The following is a 19165-nucleotide window of genomic DNA, read 5'->3' as shown; positions in this document are numbered from 1 at the left end:
CTCGGGCTTACCGAGAAGGCGAAGGAGTCGGATTCGAGGCGCCTAAAAGCACCTCTTCCGCGGAGCGACGGGGACTAGGAAGCCCTCGGCTGATGGGATAACCTAGACGGAAGGTGAACACTCCCTCGTATCCGGGCTTGTTTACAAGACGAGCCAATTCCCGGCCGAATACCGGTTCAATGCCAAGCTGCAGCTCGCGATCCCGTCGCTCATGCGGCTGGTTTAACGGCTGTGCCGCCAGGCCGTTTGCGGCCGTCCACAGATGCATTCTCTGCCACAGTCTGCCCGCCTGCATCAATTGCACGCGATCCGTCTGATCCTTGATCGCGATTGTACCGAAGGCCGACGCCGTAGCGACATAAGTATTTTCCGTCGCCTTCATCCAATAGTCGTTGGACGTTTGCTCGGATACGGGGAAAAGCTTGCCGATAAAGCGCGTAAAGGACGAATTGCCCGTTGCATCCATGGTAGGGCCATCCTTGTGCCTCTGAATTTCGCCCCAGTCGTTCCGAAACCATCGATGACTGTCCGCAGACTGATTCCGATCGCTTGCGACCGCTTCCGTAGCGCCGACGATCAGCTTGCCCATTTCCCTCCTGCCGGCATCGTCGGCAAACCAGACGATACGAGCGTCATCCTGCACATCGGTCAGCTTTTCCAGCTCACTCATAACCGAATCCTCTACCGGCTTCTCCGAGTCGTACGCCGCGCGATTCGTGTGACGATTACCAATCGCCCGGTACAGCTCGGAAGGCTCTTCCAGCCCTTCCTCAAGCGATATTCCCGCGACATGAATCCGCTCCAATCCGCCGGAATACAGCTTAATACTCGGCTGATATCCGTATGCCCGGGCAGCCAGTGCGGCATTCTCGACGGCGCAGCCCAGACTGATATACATTTCCCTCAACCAAGGATCGATCGTTCCGATGTTGCGGGAGACGTCCGCAAACAAATCGATCGAGCGGTCTCCGATGCGATACAGCCAAGGCTGCGTGTTGTGCGCATTCGCGGCCAGCACCGCCGCCCGGACGATGCGAAGCAGCGGCAAGTCTCCTTCCTCCACGTTCTCCCACGTATGCCAAGGCTCGTACGCCGGCCCGGTTCCCGTAGAGAACGCCCCCTGCTTCACGGCATGCGTTACACCCCCTACCGATACCAATGCTGCGACTGCAGCTGCCCCTTTCAGAAAACTTCTACGCGACATCATCGTCATTTCCCCGTCTCCCCCTCCGCCAAATAAGGTCCTAGAATCGTCCAGATCAGCTCTAGTCCCTCTCCGAAACTCCGAGCGTCTACAGCCTCCCCGTTCATCTCCAGAAAGGCCAGCCAGTTGTTCGCCACGATCCAACACGCTGTAACCAGCTTGCGCACGTCTGCGAAACCTTCCGGAAACCGCAAGACGCCGTCAACGACGAACCGGTGCGCGAACCGCTCCTGTTCCGCCATCCGACTCTCCGTCATGCGAATATGCTTCTGCTTAAGCCGCTCGTCCGCCTGCAGCAGCGCGACCGCTTCCCGATAGAAGAAGCGGTACTGCCACAAAATTTCGAAGTTTCGCAGCAGCCGATCATGCAGCGTTTGTCTCGTGACGGGTTCGTCCGGCAGCTCCCATACGGGGTTCCACTCCGCATACATCCGGTCGAGGATGGCTTCGATGATTTCCTCTTTATTTTTGTAGTGATAATACAGGTTTCCCGGGCTCATATGGGCCGCGGCGGCGATATGATTCGTCGAAACTTTGCCTGTCCCTTGCTCGTTGAATAAAACCGCCGCCGCTTGCACGATGCGTTCCTTGGCGTTCAAACCTTCCCACCGCCCACAATTAGAGTATTTACTCTAATTTAAGCGAAAATAAGACGGTTTGTCAATTGTTACCGAATTAAAATGACAAGTTCTACTCCATCCTCTCCCTTAGCCTAACCGGAATCCAAATCTCGCTCCGGTAAGTCGGCGAGGAAGTGTCCGGACTTTCGTTCCAGAGCACCTCCGGGCCGACAGCCAGCTCATAGCTGGACGACGGGAACCATTCGGAATAGATTCGGCCCCATACGTTCTGCAGCGCGGCGGGAAACGGACCGACCGCCTCGAACACGGCCCACGTAGAAGCCGCCACCTCCAACTGCGCCCAGCGCTCCCCACAATCCTCCGTCGTCGCCACTCCGATATAATGGTCGAGCTCGCCCCGCTCTTCCATTCTCCCTTCGGAAAAGTTGGCCGAAGCGCTGATCATCCCACGCGGTTCCACGTTCGAGAGCTGCTTAAGCTCCGCAATCCCTTCCCCATCCAAACTCTGCGCCAACGCCGCAATATCCGGGTTAACCCCCTGAAAAACGATGGGAACCCGCTTCATAACGCCGACAAGACGAAAAGCTTCCTTTTCCACGATCCGATAATGCATGGCATCTCCTCCTCCTACAGTTAGCTGGAAGGTAAGGCGGGGATACGCTTTGAGCGTCCGGCTGCCGCTGCGGGCTTCCGACGGCGTCATGCCGTGAACCGTCTGGAACGCTCTGGCGAACGCATCTGCGGAGCTGTAGCCATACTTTACCGCGACGTCCAATACTCTCTCTCCGCTCCCGATCAGCTCAAGCCCGGCAAGCGTCAGCCGCCTGCGGCGAATGTATTCCGACAGCGATACACCGGCCAAGGACGAGAACATCCGCTTAAAATGATATTCCGAACAATAAGCCCGCCTGGCAACTTCCTGATAATCGATCTCCTCCGCCAGCCGATCCTCGATATAGCCGAGCGCCGCGTTCATGCCCTCCAGAAAATTCATCTTGAGCGCCTCCTTCCTAAATATAGCCTAACAAAAGCCGCAGCCGCCCATCCGACTTTTCGTGCCCCGTTTTGCAGGTTCTCTCCCGTTAAGCCTGCCGCGAGCAAACTCCCAATTGCTGCTGTATGCGTTTTCTTGTTAAGATAAGTCTATCAACGCCCCTGCCATCGGCAGACGGATGCGACGCGGAGACGAGGGATGACCAAGTGGGAACGACCAAACATACCGGAAGAATTAAGCTGCCCGGCAGACCCGATCCGAAGCTGTGGGTCAGCAAAGTGCCGTTCGGACTGGGAAAAATAAAGCCTAAGCATATTCGCGACACGGTGAAGGTGATGTGGGACAATCGCGACAACCTCCCCTATGCGTATCGGATTTTGACCCGGGGCGTGTGCGACGGGTGCGCATTGGGAGTGGCGGGCCTGTACGACCAGACGTTAACCGGCCCGCATCTGTGCACGACACGGCTTAACGTGCTGCGGCTGAACACGATGCCCGCGATGAAGCCCGAGACGCTGCACGCCGACATCGACGAGCTGCGGAAGCTAGACAGCGCTCAGCTTCGCAAGCTGGGCCGCATCCCGTACCCGCTCGTTCGGCGCAACGGAGAACGAGCTTTCCGCCGCGCCACATGGGAAGAAGCCATGGAGCGAATCGCAGGCAAAATTCGCTCCATCGACCCGAAGCAGCTCGCCTTCTACCTTACCGCGCGCGGCATTACGAACGAGTCTTACTATGCAGCGGCGAAGGCGGCTCGATACATCGGCACGAACAATATCGACAACGCCTCGCGGATTTGCCATTCCCCTTCGAAGACGGCGCTGAAGCGATCGCTCGGCATCGGCGCTTCAAGCTGCAATTACAAGGACTGGATCGGCACCGACGTGCTCGTCTTCTGGGGCAGCGTCGCGGCGAACAACCAGCCGGTATCGACCAAATACATGTATGCGGCCAAGCGCAAAGGAACCAAAATCATCGTCATCAATCCTTACCGCGAGCCTGCGATGGAAGGCTACTGGATCCCTTCGATCGCGGAATCCGCCCTGTTCGGAACGAAGCTGGCCGACGACTTCTACCAGGTCAATATCGGCGGAGACATCGCTTTTATGAACGGCGTGATGAAGACGTGGTTCGAGATGGAGGCGGAGAAACCGGGCTCGGCGATCGATCATGCATTCGTCCGCGAGCATGCGTCAGGCTATGAGGAGCTGCGATCGCACGTAGACAAACAAGACTGGGAGACGCTTGAGCGCTCCTCCGGCTTATCGCGCGAGCGAATCGGCCAGTTCGCCCGGCTGTTGGCGGCCTCGCATTCCGGCATCTTCGTCTGGAGCATGGGGCTGACGCAGCATCGCTTCGGCACCGACAACGTCTCGCAGGTCGCCAATCTGGCGCTGCTGCGCGGCTTCCTCGGACGCGAGCATTGCGGCGTCATGCCGATTCGCGGCCATAGCGGCGTGCAAGGCTCCGGCGAGATGGGCGCCGACCCGTTCAGCTTGCCCGGCGGAGAGTTCGCCGGCACGGACATCGGGCGGATCGAGAAGCTGTGGGGCTTCGAGCTGCCCAAGTGGCAGGGCGATATCGTCGGCGTCTCGCTGGAGAATGCGCTGCTGCCGGACGACCACGAGCGCAGACTGAAGCTGTTCTACACGTCCGGAGGCAACTTCCTCGAAACGATGCCCGAGCCGGACTTCGTCAGAAGCTGCCTCGAAAACGTCGAGCTGCGCGTGCACCAGGACATCGTGTTCAATACCTCCACCTTGGCCGACGCGCGCGAAGAGGTGTGGGTGCTGCCCGCGATGACGCGCTACGAGCAGCCGGGCGGCGGAACGTCGACGTCTACGGAGCGCATCGTTTATTTCTCGCCGGAGATTCCCGGTCCGCGAATGCCGGAAGCCCGGCCGGAGTGGTCGATCTATGGCGAACTGGCTTTGCGGGTCAAGCCGGCAACGGAAGGCCAAGCCGCAGGAGCCGCGTTTAAGGACGCGGCAAGCATTCGTGCGGAGATTGCGCTGGCCGCGCCGAACTACGCCGGGATCGAACGACTGGAAAAGCAGGGAGACGTGTTCCAATGGGGCAACGCCTGGCTGTGCGAAGGCGGCGTCTGTCCGACGGAGGACGGCCGGGGACGGCTGCTGCCGATCGAGCTGCCCGAGCTGCGCAAACCGGAGGGACGGTTCTATGCGACGACAAGACGCGGCAAGCAGTTTAATTCGATGGTATACGGGGAGATCGATCCGTTTAACGGAGCGGATCGCTACGATGTGCTCATGAACGCCGAGGACGCCGCGCAGCTTCATCTTCGCACGGGCGACGCGATTGTCGCCTACAATCGGTACGGCGTTTTTCACGGGCGGGCCAAGTCCGCCGACATTGCTCCCGGCAACATCGAGCTGTACTGGCCGGAAGGGAACGTGCTGCTGCCCAAAGGCGTTTACGAGCCTTATGCCGGCATTCCGGAATACAACGCGGCCGTTATCGTCGAGAAGGCGGACACGTATCATGCGCTGAAGGATACTCGTTACGTCGAACGAAGAATTGCCGAATTGGAGCTTGAGGTGCCGGAATGAGCGAACATCGCGAGGAGACAAGAGAGGAAACAAAACCGGAAGCGGAAAACCGCTCCAGCATCGCATGGCGAACGCTCAGACTGAGCGGCGGGGATATCGAGGAAAAGGAGGACGAGATCGCGGCGGAGTTCCCGCTGACGATCCGGCTGGATGGAGAGGAGTTTGCGACATTGGTCTGCTCGCCGGACGACTTGGCGGATCTCGTCTTCGGCTTTCTAGCCTCCGAAGGCGTTATCCGCGAGGCAGACGATATCCGCAACTGGTCTCTCGACGAGCAGCGCGGCTTCGCCTACGTCGAGCTGCAGCGGCCGCAATCCACGGCCAAGGAACTGCATTCCAAACGAATTATCGGCTCCTGCTGCGGCAAGAGTCGACAGTTTTATTTTCACAACGATGCCCGTACAGCCAGAACGATAACCGGAGGAGCCGCAATCCCGGCCGAGCGCTGCTTTGAGCTGATGAGCAGACTCCAAGCCAGCTCGGCGGGCTTCCATCTGACCGGCGGCATCCACCATGCGGCGCTGTGCGACGAGACAGGCGACGGCCTCGTCGTGCGCGCCGACATCGGCCGCCACAACGCGCTCGACAAGCTGTTCGGCCACTGCCTGCGCCGCGGTCTGTCGACAAAGCGGCGCATCATCGCCTTCAGCGGGCGGCTCTCCTCCGAGGTCGTGTTGAAGGCGGCGAAGATCGGCTGCCCGATTCTGCTGTCCAAGTCCGCGCCGACCGATCTCGCCCTGCGCCTCGCCGACGATCTGGGCATCACCTGCGTCGGCTTCATCCGCGCGGACTCGTTAAACGTGTATACGCATCCGCAGCGGATCGTCATGCCTATGTAAAGTTGAACCAATGAAGGGGAGGCCCATTTCATTGCAAAAGGGATGGTTTTGCCGACTTCAGACAGGTTGTTTTGGGCTGCTTGGATCAATAAGAACGATAGAGGTAAGCAGCCCAAAGCCAAAACTCGCGGCAAAACCATTCCCTTTCTCCATTCCATTGGGTCCTTTCTTCGATGTATATTTGGTTCAACTTACGCAGCTAATAGCTTATCAGAGTCGCCAGCGCCCCGGGGCTTCCCGCATAAGCTTCGGGGGCTTGCGCCAACGGATATATGCCGGTGACAAGCGGCTTTGTCGTTATCCTTCCTTCGGAAAGAAGACGAATATACTCCCCGAGATTACGCCCTTCCGTCCAGCGCACATAACCGATCGGATAATCGCAATTGTCCCTCTCGTAAGCCGCATCGTATCTCCCCGGTCCGCCGGCGCGCGAAATAAGCATTTGCGCTTCCTTGGCGAACAGCAGCTCGCGGGAAAATTCCATCGTCACATCGCCGACGACGACTACTTTACCCTGCGGGCGAATCCATTGCAGCGCCTTGTTCAGCAGACGCTCGCCCGGACCGCTGGCGCAGACCATAACGGCATCGACGCCAATGCCGCCGGTGAGCGCCGTCATTGCTTCCTCCAGCCGCGCTTCCTCCTCGTACACAGTCTTTACTCCCAGCCGCTTCAACTGCTCGACGCGCGCCCGATCGAGATCGATTCCGAACGTGCGGTAGGCTGCCGCATGGGCAATTTGCGCAATCAGATTCCCCAGTATCCCCAAGCCAACGACAGCAACCGACTCTCCGAAGCTGAGCCGGGCAACCCGAAGCGCATGCACGGCAATCGCGCCCAGCCCGCCGAACGCCGCCTCCTCCGCCGCGACGGAGTCGGGAACAAGCGCCGTTAAATTCGTCGGCATGGCAAGCCGCTCGGCGTGATGCACATAAGGCGCGCCGTAGCAGGCGACCCGCTTGCCGAGCAAGCCGGCGTCCGCTCCCTCTCCGACCCGCTCCACGATACCAACGGCACTGTAGCCCAAATTAACCGACTGCTCCGGCGCCCGCTTAACGATGCTTAGTTCCGTGCCAGGACTGATCGCCGAAAACTCGGTTCGAACAAGAATATGACCCTCCCTCACAGTCGGCGTCTCCAGCTGCTCAAGAGCGACTCTCCCCTGCCTTGTAACGATTCCCTGCATCTACGATGACCTCCCGAATAATCGCATTCAGCTTTCATATTGCTTGCGATACTCGCTAGGGGACACTCCTACGTATTTCCGGAACGTCGTCGTGAATGTTGACGCGTTTAAGTAACCGGTCTTCTCGGCAATTTCCGCAATCGACAGGCTTCTGTCCCTAAGCATCTCTTTCGCATGGGACAGCCTGATCTTATTAAGATATTCCACGTAGTTCACGCCGAACGTCTTCTTGAAATAGCTCGAGAAATATTTCGGAGTCGTCCCTGTTACTTCCGCAATATGATCCAGATACATATTTTCCATATAATGAAGCTCGACGTACTGGGCGATAAACGCCGGATTCAGCTTGCTAAGCTTCTCCTTGCCGCCCAATCCCGCCAAAACTTGGGCTGCCTCAATCAACGTCCGTTCAATCTCCCCATATTCCATAGCGGACTCGATCCGCTCGCAAACTCGGCGTTCCAGGTCGTACAGACGCTCGGCGTCCGACGAATCTCCCGCATGTCGCAGCATCGAGTATAAAATCGTCTTGGCGATATGCACGAACTGATGATGAGAAACGCCGCGCTGCCGATTCTCCTCCATCATGTCGCGAATCGCGCGAACGCTCTCCTCCGCCTTGCCGCTGGCCAACAGATTGGACAGCTTCTCCATGCTTTCGATCGGAAAATGGATCGTCCGCGCGTACTGAATTTTCGCTGCGTCCGTCACCCTGTCGGCATCGATTATGCTGCGGGATCGCCGACCGCCCATCATATCGCGATAAGCGCGCGGTCCATTCTCAAGCTCGCTTGGATACGGCTTGCTGACGCAGCATCGGAGTGCGAAGCCCTCCCAGGTTTCCCGCTCCGAGCGTTCCAAATAAGCCTCGATGCCCTTGATCATCCCCGCTCTCTCGCCGGGATGTTTAAGCCCGATGACGGCGACAAATTGCGAGCTTCCCGTATGGAACACCTGGGCCTCGACGTTCTCTCGCCTTAACCCTTGCCGAATTGCATTTTCCAGCTCGGCTGCGGGCAGGGCCAGGCGACTGTCCTGCTCCTTCGCGCCAAATTCGATAAGCGCCATGGCGAAATGCTTCTCCCGGAAAAATTCCGGGTAACTTCTCTGCATGCGCCATTGCCGCTCTTCGCTCTGGACGGACTCGTCAAGCCACTGCAGGAATGCCCCTCTGCGCAAATCGGTCTCGTCATGCGCCGCCTGATCTCTGAAATCCTCGTTTTCCGTCTTCAGCTTCACGATTCCGCTATAAATTTTCCGAAAATCGTTGCCTTTGCTGTTCCCGCCCCCAAGCAGCTTAAGAATGCTCTTGACCGGACGGTTCAAGTACACGCTAAGGAAAACCGACAGCAGCACCGCCGACGCGATCGCCGAACCCATAATCAACAGATTGGCTCTGGCTACCGTATTCAAGTTTTTAAACTCGTAAGGAACTTTGTCGATATAAATAAATCCGTTATATTCCGACTGATAGAAGTTGTATTCGTAATTTTCCCGCGTAATGGACGCTTCCCGATCCGCATTAAAATAGACGTCGCTCAGCACGTTCACCAGATCCAGCTCCTTGTCGGTGCTGAGAATGGTGTTCCGATCCTGGTCCAACACGATCAAGGACGCTCCGGGAATCATCGTTTTCCGGTTCGCGTGCTGCATAAAGACATCCACGTCGATCAGCATCATCACGTTTTTGCTGGACATCTGCACCTTGTTTCCGCCTACGGCGACCAGAAACTTCTTATGCCGCGGCTTCTGGCCCGCTGTCGTCAGCACGGAAAAATCCGCTTCCGGGAACACCTTAAACGCATGCTTGGTCGCGGCGAACGTACGCCAATAGCTCGCATTGTACATCTCGTGCTTGTACTGCTCGTCGAAGAAAAACGTAAAGCTGCTCGTTCCTTTGGACGTAATCGCAAGATTGGCTCCCGGATAGGAAACGACTACTTCTTCTATAAATTCCGCCGTCGACACCAGTGTCGACAAATTGTCCACCATCGTGTACACCTTGCTCATATCCAGGCGGCCCTCATCGGCCGTCCCAAGATCGTCGTAAGGGGGCAGACCGTGAATGGAATGAATGATGTTGTTGATCGTGCGGAAGTTGTTATCGAACGACTGCACGAGAGATTTGGCCGCAAGCGCGTTGTTCTCACTGACTTTCTCGAAAATGCCGGAAATCGAATTTTGATACACGAAATAAGAAGAGGCGAGCATGATGGCGATGACCGACAGCATAGACAGGAAAATTTGCAGTACGCCCAGATTTTTGAATAGCTTTCTCACCGCCGCTCATCCCTTTCCTTCATGATGCGCATCTCCTTAGTTCGCCGAAAGCCCGTTTATCCCTTCTCCGATCCCAGCGTGACGCCTTTGGCAAAATATTTCTGCGCGAACGGATAGATCATCAGCACGGGAATCATCGATAGGACGATGGTCGCGTTCTTCAACGCTTGCGGCGCCAGAGCGGCCGCGTCCACCAGACTTGCCGTATTGCCCTCGCTGAAAATCAGCATTCCCCTCAGCACGACCTGCAGCGGATGCATCGTCTGATCGTTCAAATAAATCATCGGGATGAAGAAGCTGTTCCAGTGCCCGACGAAGTAAAACAAGCCAATGGACGCCAGGGCCGGCTTGGCCAAAGGAATGACGATGTTGAACAAAATCCGATATTCCGACGCGCCGTCGATCAGCGCGGCCTCGCGAATCGCCTTGGACATGCTCTCGTAGAAGCTTTTCAGAATGATCAGCTCGAACGTCCAGATGGCGTTGGGCAGCACAAGCGCCCATACGGTGTCGAGCAAGCCCAGCTTCTGTACGATCAAGAAGTTCGGAATAATGCCCGGCTGCAGAAACATGGTAACGACAATGGCGAGCATCCACCACTTGCGCCCGAAAAACTGCGGCTGCGACAACGGATAGGCGGCAATCGCCGTAAACAGCAAATTAAGAAACGTGCCTAGAGAAGTATAATAGATCGTATTCAGATAAGCACGCGGAATTTTGTTGTCCGTCAGCACCTGCGCGTAAGCGCTCAGATTAAAACCTTTTGGCCACAGAAACACTTTTCCTTGCGTGACGCTCGCCGTATCGCTTAACGAAACAGCCGTAATATACAAGATAGGGTAGAGGGTAGCCACCGCTACCGCGATGAGAACCAGACCGTTAAAGATGCCGAACGGCGACCATTTGCGTTGTCCTACCATATGCCGTTGCCTCCAAGCCGTTTGCTCGCATAGTTCGCCGCCAGCAGCAGCGTCATTGCCACGACCGCCTCGAACATGCCTACGGCGGCGCCGAAGCTATAGTTGGACTCCAGAAGCCCTTTGCGATACACATACGTCGAGAACACGTCCGCCACCTCGTAGGTCATCGAATTATAGAGCAGCAGCACTTTCTCATAGCCGACGCGAATGACCGAGCCTGTCTTTAGAATCAGAATAATCAGCATTGTAGGCAGCAAGCCGGGCAGCGTAATGTGGCGAATCATCCGCATGCGGCTGGCTCCGTCCACCTTGGCCGCTTCGTACAGAGTCGGACTGATCCCCGAGATCGCCGCAAGGTAGATGATCGCCTCGTAGCCCGTCGTCGACCAGATTTCCGACATCACATAGATGGGGCGAAACCAGTCCGGATCGATCAGAAAATATTTGGCTTGAAAACCAAATGCTTGAATGACCCGGTTAATCAAACCGTTATTCGGCGAGAGGAAATCGATGATCATGCTGCTGATGATGACGACCGACAAAAAGGTAGGCAAATAGCTGGCCGTTTGGATCGTGCGCTTAAACCACGACAGACGAACTTCGTTCAACATGACCGCGAGCAGAATCGGAAACGGAAATGCGCAGATCATCGTCAGCAGTCCGAGCAGCAGCGTATTGCGAAACAGGACGAAGAAATCCGGGCTGGCAAAGAAGCGTTCGAAATGCTTGAAGCCGACCCATGGACTGTCCAGTATTCCCGTAAAAACGTTGTAGTCTTTAAATGCGATAATTAAGCCGTACAACGGGCCGTATCTAAACATCGCGTAAAAAATGAGACAAGGGATAAAAAGCACGAACAATTGTTTATCCCTTGCAAGATGTTTGGCCGTCGCGGACATTCGCGCTCGGAACGTACGGGCGTCCGGCTGGCGAATCTGACGAACGGCCTCCGCGTTAGTATTCCGCACGGGCGGATTCCTCCTGTCTTCGATTGCGGCGCCCGGACGTCTCTGCGTCCGGGCGCCGCAACGGAACTCTGATGCGCTCTCCGGGTCCGGCGGTTACTTGGCGGCGTCGAAGCGCTTCTGCGCTTCGTTAAAGATGTCGATCAGCTTCGTCGTACCCAGCTTGACCGCGTTGTTTTTCCAGTCCTCCCACTGGCTCTCGCCGTGGGACTTGTCAAGAATGTAGCGCGCGTTGAATTCCTGAGCCGACTTCTCCAGCGACACTTGAATTTCGGCGATGGCCGCAATCTCGTCGTCGGTGAAATTCAGCACCGGATCAAGCGGCTCGAAGCGATTGTCCTTGATGATCTTGTCCTGCGCCTCCTGCTCTCTTTCGGTCAGGTTGTAGTAGACGCTGCGATGGTCCGGCGCCAGATACATCCCTTCCAGCCAGAGGCCGTAGCGCTCATCCAGCACTTTAATATCGACGTTCGGCACATCGGCGAGCTCGGGATAAACCGGCTTGCCGTTCGCGTCGAAGTTAAATGTCTCGCCTTCTACGCCCAACGTCACCAGCGCGGCACCGGACGGACTGGTCAAGTAATCGAGCAGCTTCAGCGCGACTTCCTTTTTAGGACCGTTAGCCACGGTGATGCTTAGGCTCATATCGGTTTCCGGCAAAGTCAGCGTACGGCCCGTCGGTCCGATCGGCAGTCCGTAGCGAAGATCGTAATCGGGATTCTGCGCGCCGACCTGATTGCGGAACAGTTCCATTCGGCCAATCCAGTCGTAGGTGACGAAGGATTTGTCCGACGTCATTTTTGAGGTCCAGGAGTCCGGCGTATCCGTCAGAAACTCGGGATCAAGCAGATTTTCGTTATAAAGCTTCTTCAGGAAATCGAGCATCTCTTTGTGCTCGGGTTGGATGGCCGCATACTTCCACTCTTTCGCATTCTCGTCGTAGTATGCCGGATAGTTAGTGCCTCCGACGCCCCAGCCATAAGCCAAGCTTTTGAAAATATATTCCTTGTTTTTGGAAGCGAACGGATAGGAATCGGGATAAACTTCCTTCAATTTCTTAAGAGCTTGGTAGAAGCTCTCGGTATCGGTCCATTCCGGGATGCCGTTCTTCTCGAAAACGTCCTTGCGGAACATCATCCCGTGGTTGACGGCCCGGTTCATCTTGTAGATCGGCCAGGAGTAAAGCTTGCCGCTTTCGTCGCCGTACGATTTCACGATCCACGGATTCTCGTCGATGTACAAACGTTTGAAGTTCGGCAGCATATCCGCATAGTCGTTGATCGCCACGACGGCCTTCTGCTGGCCGAGCTTCTTTAACTCCGCCGGGTTAAGCCCGTGGAAAATGTCCGGGAGCTTGCCGGAGGCGATCGTCACTCTCAGCTTATCCGGATACGTTGTCGGCGAGACCGTGATCAGATTGACCTTAATGCCCGTGCGCTTCTCGATCTCTTTGGCAATCAGCTTGTCGTTGGCCGGAAACTCGCTTACAAGCATCCAGTCGATCGTAGTCGGCTTATCCACAAGCGGCAGCGTCAAGCCTCCGGTGTCCCCGTAATCGTTCGCCGACGGCGCGGATGACGCTTCGGGCGATCCGCTCGCTTCCGTGGAAGCGGGGGCCGATTGACTCGGTCCGGCTCCCTTGTTATTGCCCGCATCGTTGCCCGAGCAACCGGCTAACACGGTTAGCGTCAACGAGACCGCAAGCACGAGACCCCATAGCTTTCTTGTCATTTGTTTTTCCTCCCCAGAATTTGATGTGGCGTAGTTTGGTCTGGCATCCCAAATGCTAGGGCCTAATCTCCGCTTTCGTAAATAAAGCGTTTTCACAAAGTGCGGAATTTCAAAGTCTTCATTGTTGCAGAAAATAAGAAAACCCTTATTTATCAAGGCTTCAAGCCGTGTGGAAAATGATAAAGCAGTGGAAAATAATCATGTATCCCATTATAACACCGCTTTCATGAATAGCGAGAGCAGCTTCTTTCCATTGCTCCGAGCATGAGGCAGCTCTATATCTCAAATCGTTCGCGAAGGCAAATTCGGATAAGCGAATAGTCGAATTCCCGCCTTGTTTTCCGACGTCGTTCGCCGGACAATGAACGCATACCCAACAACATGCGGAGGGATTACGAATGAGTAAAATCAAAGCGGCCATTATCGGCTGCGGCGCAATCGCCAGCAATGCGCATATTAAAGCTTATATGAACAACGCCGACGCAGAGATCAAATATTTCTGCGACATCGACCTCGCCAGAGCCGAGCAAGCGGTGCTCGCCAACGGCTGCGGAACGGCCATCTCCGATTATCGAATCATTCTGGAAGATCCCGAGGTAGAGGCCGTATCCGTATGCACCCCGAACCATCTGCACGCCCCGATCTCCATCGCCTGCCTGCAGGCGGGTAAGCATGTGCTGTGCGAGAAGCCGGCCGCGCGTACCTACGAGGAAGCGCTCACGATGCAGCAGGCGCAGCACAACGCGGGCACAACGCTGAATATCGGCGTCGTCAATCGCTTTAACGCCAACGTCAATGCGATCAAGCGGATGATCGAAGCCGGCGAGCTCGGCGAATTGTACCATGTCTATGTCAGCTTCCGTTCTCATCGCTCGATTCCCGGACTCGGCGGCGCCTTTACGACGAAGGCGGTCGCCGGCGGCGGCGCGCTGATCGACTGGGGCGTGCATTTTCTCGATATCGTGATGTACTGCGCAGGCGATCCCCGTCCGGTGACCGTGTCCGGACAGGCTTACAGCAAGCTGGGAAGCGATATTGCAGGCTATGCTTACACCAATATGTGGGCGGGGCCGCCGAATCCGTCCGGCACCTATGACGTGGACGACTTCGTTACCGGCCTGATCCGCACGGAAGGACCGACGATTTCGCTTAACGGCGCATGGGCCCAGAACATCGGCGTCGAAGAAATGTTCATCGACTTTCTCGGCGACAAGGCCGGCATCCGGCTTCAATACGGCCAAGACTTTATCGTATACGGCACGAAGGACGGAGCGCTGTCCGAGACGAAGCTTAAGCTCAAGCAGGAGGATATGTTCCAGAACGAGATCGACGCCTTCCTGCGCTGTGTACGCACCGGAGAGAAGCTGGCCTCTCATATCGATACCGTCATTCTTTCGTCCCAGATTATTCAGGCAATCTACGACTCTTCGGAGCAACGCGGCGAAATCGCACTGCAGGCGGAAGGCGGTCGAATCGAAGGATGATCAAAATCGGCTTTATCGATTATTTCCTGGACGAATGGCATGCGAATCAGTACCCGACATGGATCGAGCAAGCGTCGGGAGGAACGATGAAGGTCGCATACGCCTATGGCCTGAGGGATAAGGATGGCGGACTGACCAATGACGTCTGGTGCGAGAAAATGGGCATCGAACGGCTTGTGTCCATCGAAGCCGTCGTCGAGCGGAGCGACTGTCTCATTGTGCTGTCCCCGGACAACCCGGAGTTTCACGAAGCGTTAGCGGAACTGCCCGCCATGTCCGGCAAGCCCGTATATGTCGACAAGACGTTCGCGCCCGACCGGGCCGCGGCAATGCGCATCTTCCGGAAAGCCGAGCAGCACGGAACGCCGCTCTTCTCGTCATCCGCTCTGCGCTTCGCCCCGGAATATGCCGAAGCCGCCGGTCGCCCGATCGATGCGATCTGCAGCGTCGGACCGGGCCGCTTCTCCAACTATGCCGTTCATCAGATCGAACCGGTCGTCGCCCTGATGGGCCCCGAAGCCGAGCGGGTCATGTTCATCGGCACGGAGGCGGCCCCGGCGCTGCTGATCGGCTTCTCCGGCGGCAGACAGGCTTCGATCCATTTGCTGCAGGATAGCCCGTTTCGCCTCACCGTTCAGCATAGCGCGGGTTCGTCCGTCAGCGCGACTGCGGAAGCGGATTTCTTTGCCGGATTCATCGCGAGTCTGGTACAATTTTTCCGTACGGGGGAAACGCCGGTTAACTCGGCGGAGACGATCGCCGTCGTCTCGATTATCGAAGCCGGCCTGCTGGCCGCTCGCGAGCCTTATCGCTGGTTCGACCTCCCCCGCTAACTTCACACGGATCGAGGCGCTGGGGATGGAGAACGAAAATCGGGATGCAGGCTGTCTGTTTCACTTCGATAATGTGTTCGAGCCGGAAATGGCGGTATACGGCGGCATCGAGCTGTATCAGATCGGGGAAATCAGCTGCCAGGGCGGCTACGAGATTGCGCCTCATAACCAAATGTGTCTCGAATTAAGCTGCATCGTGTCCGGCAAAGGGTATTTTCGCATCGACGATACTCTGATTCCCGTCGCGGAAGGCGATATCTTCTTAAACGCCGTCGGGCACGTGCATGCAATCTCGGCAGATCCTGCCAGCATGCTTCGTTACGTCTACATGGGATTCCGTTTCAACGAGAAGGCCGACGCCATCTTCTCCGAGATCGGGTCCTATTTTCAATCCGCGCCCTACCGTCATGCCCGCGATCCCTACAATCTGCTCATCCCTTTTAAGCGTAATATCGACGAGTTTTATTCCGCCCGTCCCGGCTCCCACACGATGATTCGCGGCTATCTGGAGCAAATTCTCGTGCTGGCGTACCGCACGTTTACCGAGACGGGCGAGCTCTCTCCCTATGCGCCGAACATAACGGCTCCCTCGGTCGGCCACACGGTCTACCGCGTCATCCGTTATGTCGAGAATCGCCTGTTCGAGTTGACCAGCATCAAGGAAATCTCCGAGGAGCTCAATTACAGCTATACTTATTTGTCACGAACGTTTAAGCAGAAGACGGGCATGACGCTGCAGCGCTACATCAATCAGAAGAAAATCGAGAAAGCGCTGGAGCTGCTGCGTTACGGCGACCTGACCGTCAAGGAGACCGGGGAACGCCTGAATTACGAAACGCCGCAATCCTTCAATAAAGCATTCGTGCGGGTAATGGGCTATCCTCCATCGCATTACGTCGCCAAGCTGCGTTCCGGTTCTTCGGACAGCTAGCTTCGCATGGCGATGGCGTTGCCCGAAGCGTATCTGCGCAGGCCTTGACGGAAGAGCAGCGCGGCTGCTGCCGTCAAACCGCAGGCCATTCCGACCGCTCCTGCGGCGAAGAGCGGATCGAAATCGCGCAGCAGGCCGATCGGCATATAGCTGATAAAACCGGCCGGCACAAGCGAGAACAGCGCAAGCCTCACGACGCCGCGAAAAATATCGGACGGATACGTCGTCAGGGCAATAAAGCTTTGGAATAGCTGCTGCGTCATCCCTTCCGCATGGCCGATCCAGAAGGCGGAGCAGCCGGCGAGCACCATCACCGCGATAAACAGCGCTCCGCTGATCAGAAGGGCCAGCCCGAAGAGCAGCAGGCCTCGCAGCGACGTATCCCCAACCATCAGGTAGACGGCGACCCCGAATAGCAAATCTCCCGCCGCCGTTACCGAACAGCGGCTGACAAGCACGCTGAGCAGTACCGGCCGCGGCTGCGACAGCTGCACGTCCAGTTGGCCCGTCGCCACGATGCCCGCTATTCGGCTGAAGTTCCCGAACAGCATCGCGGCCCAGCCGAAGCCTCCCGTACTGACCGCCCACAGCATCATAACGTCGTGCAGCTCCCAGCCTTGCACGATGGGAAACCGATTGAAAAACAGTCCCCAGAAAAACAGCCAGATCGTATTGTTCACGAACATCATCCCCGCCAAGAGCAGGAAGCTGAGCCGATATTCCATAGCCGAGGCCAGATTCAGCTTCCAGCACGTCCAGACGAAGCGGATGTTCGCCAGCCCTTTATCCCCCATTGACATGAAGCTTCGTCACCCCTCTCCGATACATTCGGCTCACCGCCAACGCAAGCAATACGATCCAGCCGATTTGAATGGCAAGCTGTCGGCCAAGCAGCGCCGCATCGAAGTGCACGGCCATTTTCGCCGGATAATACAGCGCCGCCTGGAACGGCAGCCAAGCGCAAATCCGCTGCAGCCATTCCGGCATCAGATCGATCGGCAGCAGCATGCCGCCGATCGTAAATTGCAGCTTCTGCAGGACGAAATACAAGCCGCTCGTCTCCTCCACCCAGAAGGCGCACAATCCGACCAGCATCAGCAGCAGGAACGTAACCGTCAGCGCTCCGACGCTGAGCGCCAGCAGTCCGAGCCAGCCTAGGCCGAAAGCCGGCGGGCCAACGAACGGCCAGGCGATGGCGCTGCCGACGAGCAGATGTACGGCGAAACGGGTCAGCGCTTCGGACGCGAACACCGAGAAGTGATAGCCGACATACGATTGCGGCCGAATAAGCCGGATTGCGACGTCGCCGTTCTTCACCTCCTCCTCGATGCGGGAGCATAGCGGCGGAGCCGCCATCGTCAGCGCTTCGGTGAAGACGAGGTACCAGACGATCTGCTTCAGCGTGAAGCCGGAGATGGCGAGCTCGTAATCGCCGCCATAGGCCGCCGACCAAAGCTGGATGAAGACGAACAGGATAAACAGCAGGAAGAAGCCGCGCATCGCAAAATCGGTCTTGTAAGCAAGCTGATGACGAAAGGCGATGCGGCCGACCGCGGCCGCTTTGCGCCCTGCCGCCGCCCAGCGGCTGCCGCTCTCTTCGATCATCGCTCCGCCTCCTCTCTCATCCCGTAAATATGCTTGATGATCTCCTCCAGCGGAGGGTCCTCGACGTTCACATCCGTAAAGCCGACGCGCCCGAGCAAGTGCCCCAGCACGCGCTCGATCGTCGTCAGCTTCAGATCGACGGCTAAGCGACAGCTCCCCCCGCGGCTCTCCCAGCAGGCGCCTTCAATATCCGGCAGCGCCGCCGCATCGAAGCCTTCTGCCAGCTTCAGCGTGACGAGCTTGCGGCTGAGCACCTCCCGCTTCATCCGTTCCACCGGCTCGTCGATCAATACGCCCCCGTGATGGATAACGACGGCCCGCGAGCAGAGCGACTCGACGTCTCCGGCATCGTGCGAGGTCAGAAATACGGTCGTACCCTCCTCGCGGTTCCGCTCGCGAATCAGCTCCCGGATACGCTGCTTCACGACGGCGTCCAGCCCGATCGTCGGTTCGTCCATGAACAGCAGCTGCGGCCGGTGCAGGAACGAGGCGGCGATCTCGCAGCGCATGCGTTCTCCGAGGGACAGCTTGCGTACCGGCGTATGCAAATAAGGGCCGAGCTCGAAGCGCTCGATCAGGTCGTCCCTGCGCTGCCCGTAATCGCTGCGCTTCAACTCGTAGATGCGGCCGATCAGCTCGAACGTATCGATCGGCGGCAGGTGATACCAGAGCTGCGACTTCTGCCCGAACACGGTGCCGATGCGGAAGGCGAGCCGTTCGCGCTCCTTCCAGGGCGTTAAGCCGAGCACCTCCGCCTCCCCGTAAGATGGATGCAAAATGCCGGTCAGCATCTTGATCGTCGTCGATTTGCCCGCTCCGTTCGGGCCGAGGAAAGCGACCGTCTCCCCCTGCCTTACGTCCAGATCGATGCCCCGCACCGCTTCCTTCGTCTCCCACGTCGGCTTCCAGAGCGCCCGGAAGCTTCCGGACAGCCCGGCCGCTTTTCTTTTTACGCGAAACGTTTTGCCCAGCTTTCTCGTTTGCAACGCCAGCATCGCAATCCCCTTCTCCCCTCTGCTTCGGTAAAGCAAAAAAGACCTCT

General features: G+C 57.2%; 16 protein-coding genes. 5 read left to right on the top strand and 11 right to left on the bottom strand.

Translation table 11 applies throughout. The annotated features are described in order from the left end of the window. Nucleotides 1-7: 7 nt before the first annotated feature. The 3 genes from DFP98_RS08950 to DFP98_RS08940 form a co-directional block, all read right to left on the bottom strand. Nucleotides 8-1213: a twin-arginine translocation signal domain-containing protein gene (locus DFP98_RS08950; protein ID WP_116060223.1), complete on the bottom strand. Its 1206-nt coding sequence runs from the start codon at nt 1211-1213 to the stop codon at nt 8-10. Continuing rightward, nucleotides 1210-1803 carry a TetR/AcrR family transcriptional regulator gene (locus DFP98_RS08945; protein ID WP_116060222.1) on the bottom strand — a complete coding sequence of 198 codons (594 nt, stop codon included), beginning with the start codon at nt 1801-1803 and terminating at the stop codon, nt 1210-1212. The genes DFP98_RS08950 and DFP98_RS08945 overlap by 4 nt, the downstream gene beginning before the upstream one ends. Nucleotides 1804-1894: 91 nt before the next feature. Further along, nucleotides 1895-2779, bottom strand: coding sequence for an AraC family transcriptional regulator (locus DFP98_RS08940; RefSeq protein ID WP_116060221.1), 885 nt, complete (start codon nt 2777-2779; stop codon nt 1895-1897). A 206-nt stretch (nt 2780-2985) separates the two neighbouring features. Here DFP98_RS08940 and DFP98_RS08935 point away from each other — a divergent pair, with 206 nt between their 5' ends. Next, nucleotides 2986-5349, top strand: a complete 2364-nt coding sequence (locus DFP98_RS08935) for an FdhF/YdeP family oxidoreductase (protein ID WP_116060220.1) — start codon at nt 2986-2988, stop codon at nt 5347-5349. Beyond that, nucleotides 5346-6188 (top strand): formate dehydrogenase accessory sulfurtransferase FdhD, encoded by an 843-nt coding sequence (gene fdhD / locus DFP98_RS08930; protein WP_116060219.1) that lies wholly within the window; start codon nt 5346-5348, stop codon nt 6186-6188. The genes DFP98_RS08935 and fdhD overlap by 4 nt, the downstream gene beginning before the upstream one ends. A 199-nt stretch (nt 6189-6387) precedes the next feature. Here the strand turns inward: fdhD and DFP98_RS08925 are convergent, their stop codons facing one another. The 5 genes from DFP98_RS08925 to DFP98_RS08905 all read right to left on the bottom strand — a co-directional run bounded on the left by DFP98_RS08925 (nt 6388) and on the right by DFP98_RS08905 (nt 13270). Next, a complete protein-coding gene (locus DFP98_RS08925; RefSeq protein WP_116060218.1) occupies nt 6388-7374 on the bottom strand; it encodes a zinc-dependent alcohol dehydrogenase in 987 nt (328 codons plus the stop codon). 27 nt (nt 7375-7401) lie between these two features. Beyond that, nucleotides 7402-9654: a helix-turn-helix domain-containing protein gene (locus DFP98_RS08920; RefSeq protein WP_116060217.1), complete on the bottom strand. Its 2253-nt coding sequence runs from the start codon at nt 9652-9654 to the stop codon at nt 7402-7404. A 56-nt stretch (nt 9655-9710) separates the two neighbouring features. Then, nucleotides 9711-10574 (bottom strand): carbohydrate ABC transporter permease, encoded by an 864-nt coding sequence (locus tag DFP98_RS08915; protein WP_116060216.1) that lies wholly within the window; start codon nt 10572-10574, stop codon nt 9711-9713. After that, nucleotides 10568-11473, bottom strand: coding sequence for an ABC transporter permease (locus DFP98_RS08910; protein WP_116060295.1), 906 nt, complete (start codon nt 11471-11473; stop codon nt 10568-10570). The genes DFP98_RS08915 and DFP98_RS08910 overlap by 7 nt, the downstream gene beginning before the upstream one ends. Nucleotides 11474-11635: 162 nt before the next feature. Further along, nucleotides 11636-13270 (bottom strand): extracellular solute-binding protein, encoded by a 1635-nt coding sequence (locus tag DFP98_RS08905; protein ID WP_116060215.1) that lies wholly within the window; start codon nt 13268-13270, stop codon nt 11636-11638. Between the two features lie 398 nt (nt 13271-13668). Between DFP98_RS08905 and DFP98_RS08900 the strand changes: the two genes are divergently transcribed. Genes DFP98_RS08900 through DFP98_RS08890 form a run of 3 tightly spaced genes read left to right on the top strand, consistent with a single transcriptional unit; the run spans nt 13669 to nt 16518 of the window. Further along, nucleotides 13669-14754, top strand: coding sequence for a Gfo/Idh/MocA family protein (locus DFP98_RS08900; RefSeq protein ID WP_116060214.1), 1086 nt, complete (start codon nt 13669-13671; stop codon nt 14752-14754). Continuing rightward, entirely contained in the window at nt 14751-15587 is an 837-nt protein-coding gene (locus DFP98_RS08895; RefSeq protein WP_116060213.1) for a Gfo/Idh/MocA family oxidoreductase, read from the top strand. Before DFP98_RS08900 ends, DFP98_RS08895 begins: the two co-directional genes overlap by 4 nt. Nucleotides 15588-15612: 25 nt before the next feature. Further along, entirely contained in the window at nt 15613-16518 is a 906-nt protein-coding gene (locus tag DFP98_RS08890; RefSeq protein WP_116060212.1) for a helix-turn-helix domain-containing protein, read from the top strand. Here the strand turns inward: DFP98_RS08890 and DFP98_RS08885 are convergent. The 3 genes from DFP98_RS08885 to DFP98_RS08875 are packed head-to-tail and all read right to left on the bottom strand — an operon-like array spanning nt 16515 to nt 19118. Next, nucleotides 16515-17318: an ABC transporter permease gene (locus DFP98_RS08885; protein ID WP_116060211.1), complete on the bottom strand. Its 804-nt coding sequence runs from the start codon at nt 17316-17318 to the stop codon at nt 16515-16517. The genes DFP98_RS08890 and DFP98_RS08885 overlap by 4 nt on opposite strands. Continuing rightward, a complete protein-coding gene (locus DFP98_RS08880) occupies nt 17302-18123 on the bottom strand; it encodes an ABC transporter permease (protein ID WP_116060210.1) in 822 nt (273 codons plus the stop codon). The genes DFP98_RS08885 and DFP98_RS08880 overlap by 17 nt, the downstream gene beginning before the upstream one ends. Continuing rightward, nucleotides 18120-19118 (bottom strand): ABC transporter ATP-binding protein, encoded by a 999-nt coding sequence (locus DFP98_RS08875; protein ID WP_116060209.1) that lies wholly within the window; start codon nt 19116-19118, stop codon nt 18120-18122. The genes DFP98_RS08880 and DFP98_RS08875 overlap by 4 nt, the downstream gene beginning before the upstream one ends. Nucleotides 19119-19165 lie beyond the last annotated feature (47 nt).

The organism is Cohnella phaseoli (assembly GCF_003386235.1).
GTDB lineage: Bacteria > Bacillota > Bacilli > Paenibacillales > Paenibacillaceae > Cohnella > Cohnella phaseoli.
Note: the sequence above shows the minus strand (reverse complement) of the source record. Positions and strands in the feature narration are given on the sequence as shown.

Bases quoted from the DNA above. Each gene is read 5' to 3' on its own strand.
- DFP98_RS08950 (WP_116060223.1), bottom strand. From the start codon at position 1,213: ATGACGATGATGTCGCGTAGAAGTTTTCTGAAAGGGGCAGCTGCAGTC.
- DFP98_RS08940 (WP_116060221.1), bottom strand. From the start codon at position 2,779: ATGAATTTTCTGGAGGGCATGAACGCGGCGCTCGGCTATATCGAGGAT.
- fdhD (WP_116060219.1), top strand. From the start codon at position 5,346: ATGAGCGAACATCGCGAGGAGACAAGAGAGGAAACAAAACCGGAAGCG.
- DFP98_RS08925 (WP_116060218.1), bottom strand. From the start codon at position 7,374: ATGCAGGGAATCGTTACAAGGCAGGGGAGAGTCGCTCTTGAGCAGCTG.
- DFP98_RS08915 (WP_116060216.1), bottom strand. From the start codon at position 10,574: ATGGTAGGACAACGCAAATGGTCGCCGTTCGGCATCTTTAACGGTCTG.
- DFP98_RS08910 (WP_116060295.1), bottom strand. From the start codon at position 11,473: ATGTCCGCGACGGCCAAACATCTTGCAAGGGATAAACAATTGTTCGTG.
- DFP98_RS08905 (WP_116060215.1), bottom strand. From the start codon at position 13,270: ATGACAAGAAAGCTATGGGGTCTCGTGCTTGCGGTCTCGTTGACGCTA.
- DFP98_RS08900 (WP_116060214.1), top strand. From the start codon at position 13,669: ATGAGTAAAATCAAAGCGGCCATTATCGGCTGCGGCGCAATCGCCAGC.
- DFP98_RS08895 (WP_116060213.1), top strand. From the start codon at position 14,751: ATGATCAAAATCGGCTTTATCGATTATTTCCTGGACGAATGGCATGCG.
- DFP98_RS08890 (WP_116060212.1), top strand. From the start codon at position 15,613: ATGGAGAACGAAAATCGGGATGCAGGCTGTCTGTTTCACTTCGATAAT.
- DFP98_RS08885 (WP_116060211.1), bottom strand. From the start codon at position 17,318: ATGTCAATGGGGGATAAAGGGCTGGCGAACATCCGCTTCGTCTGGACG.
- DFP98_RS08880 (WP_116060210.1), bottom strand. From the start codon at position 18,123: ATGATCGAAGAGAGCGGCAGCCGCTGGGCGGCGGCAGGGCGCAAAGCG.
- DFP98_RS08875 (WP_116060209.1), bottom strand. From the start codon at position 19,118: ATGCTGGCGTTGCAAACGAGAAAGCTGGGCAAAACGTTTCGCGTAAAA.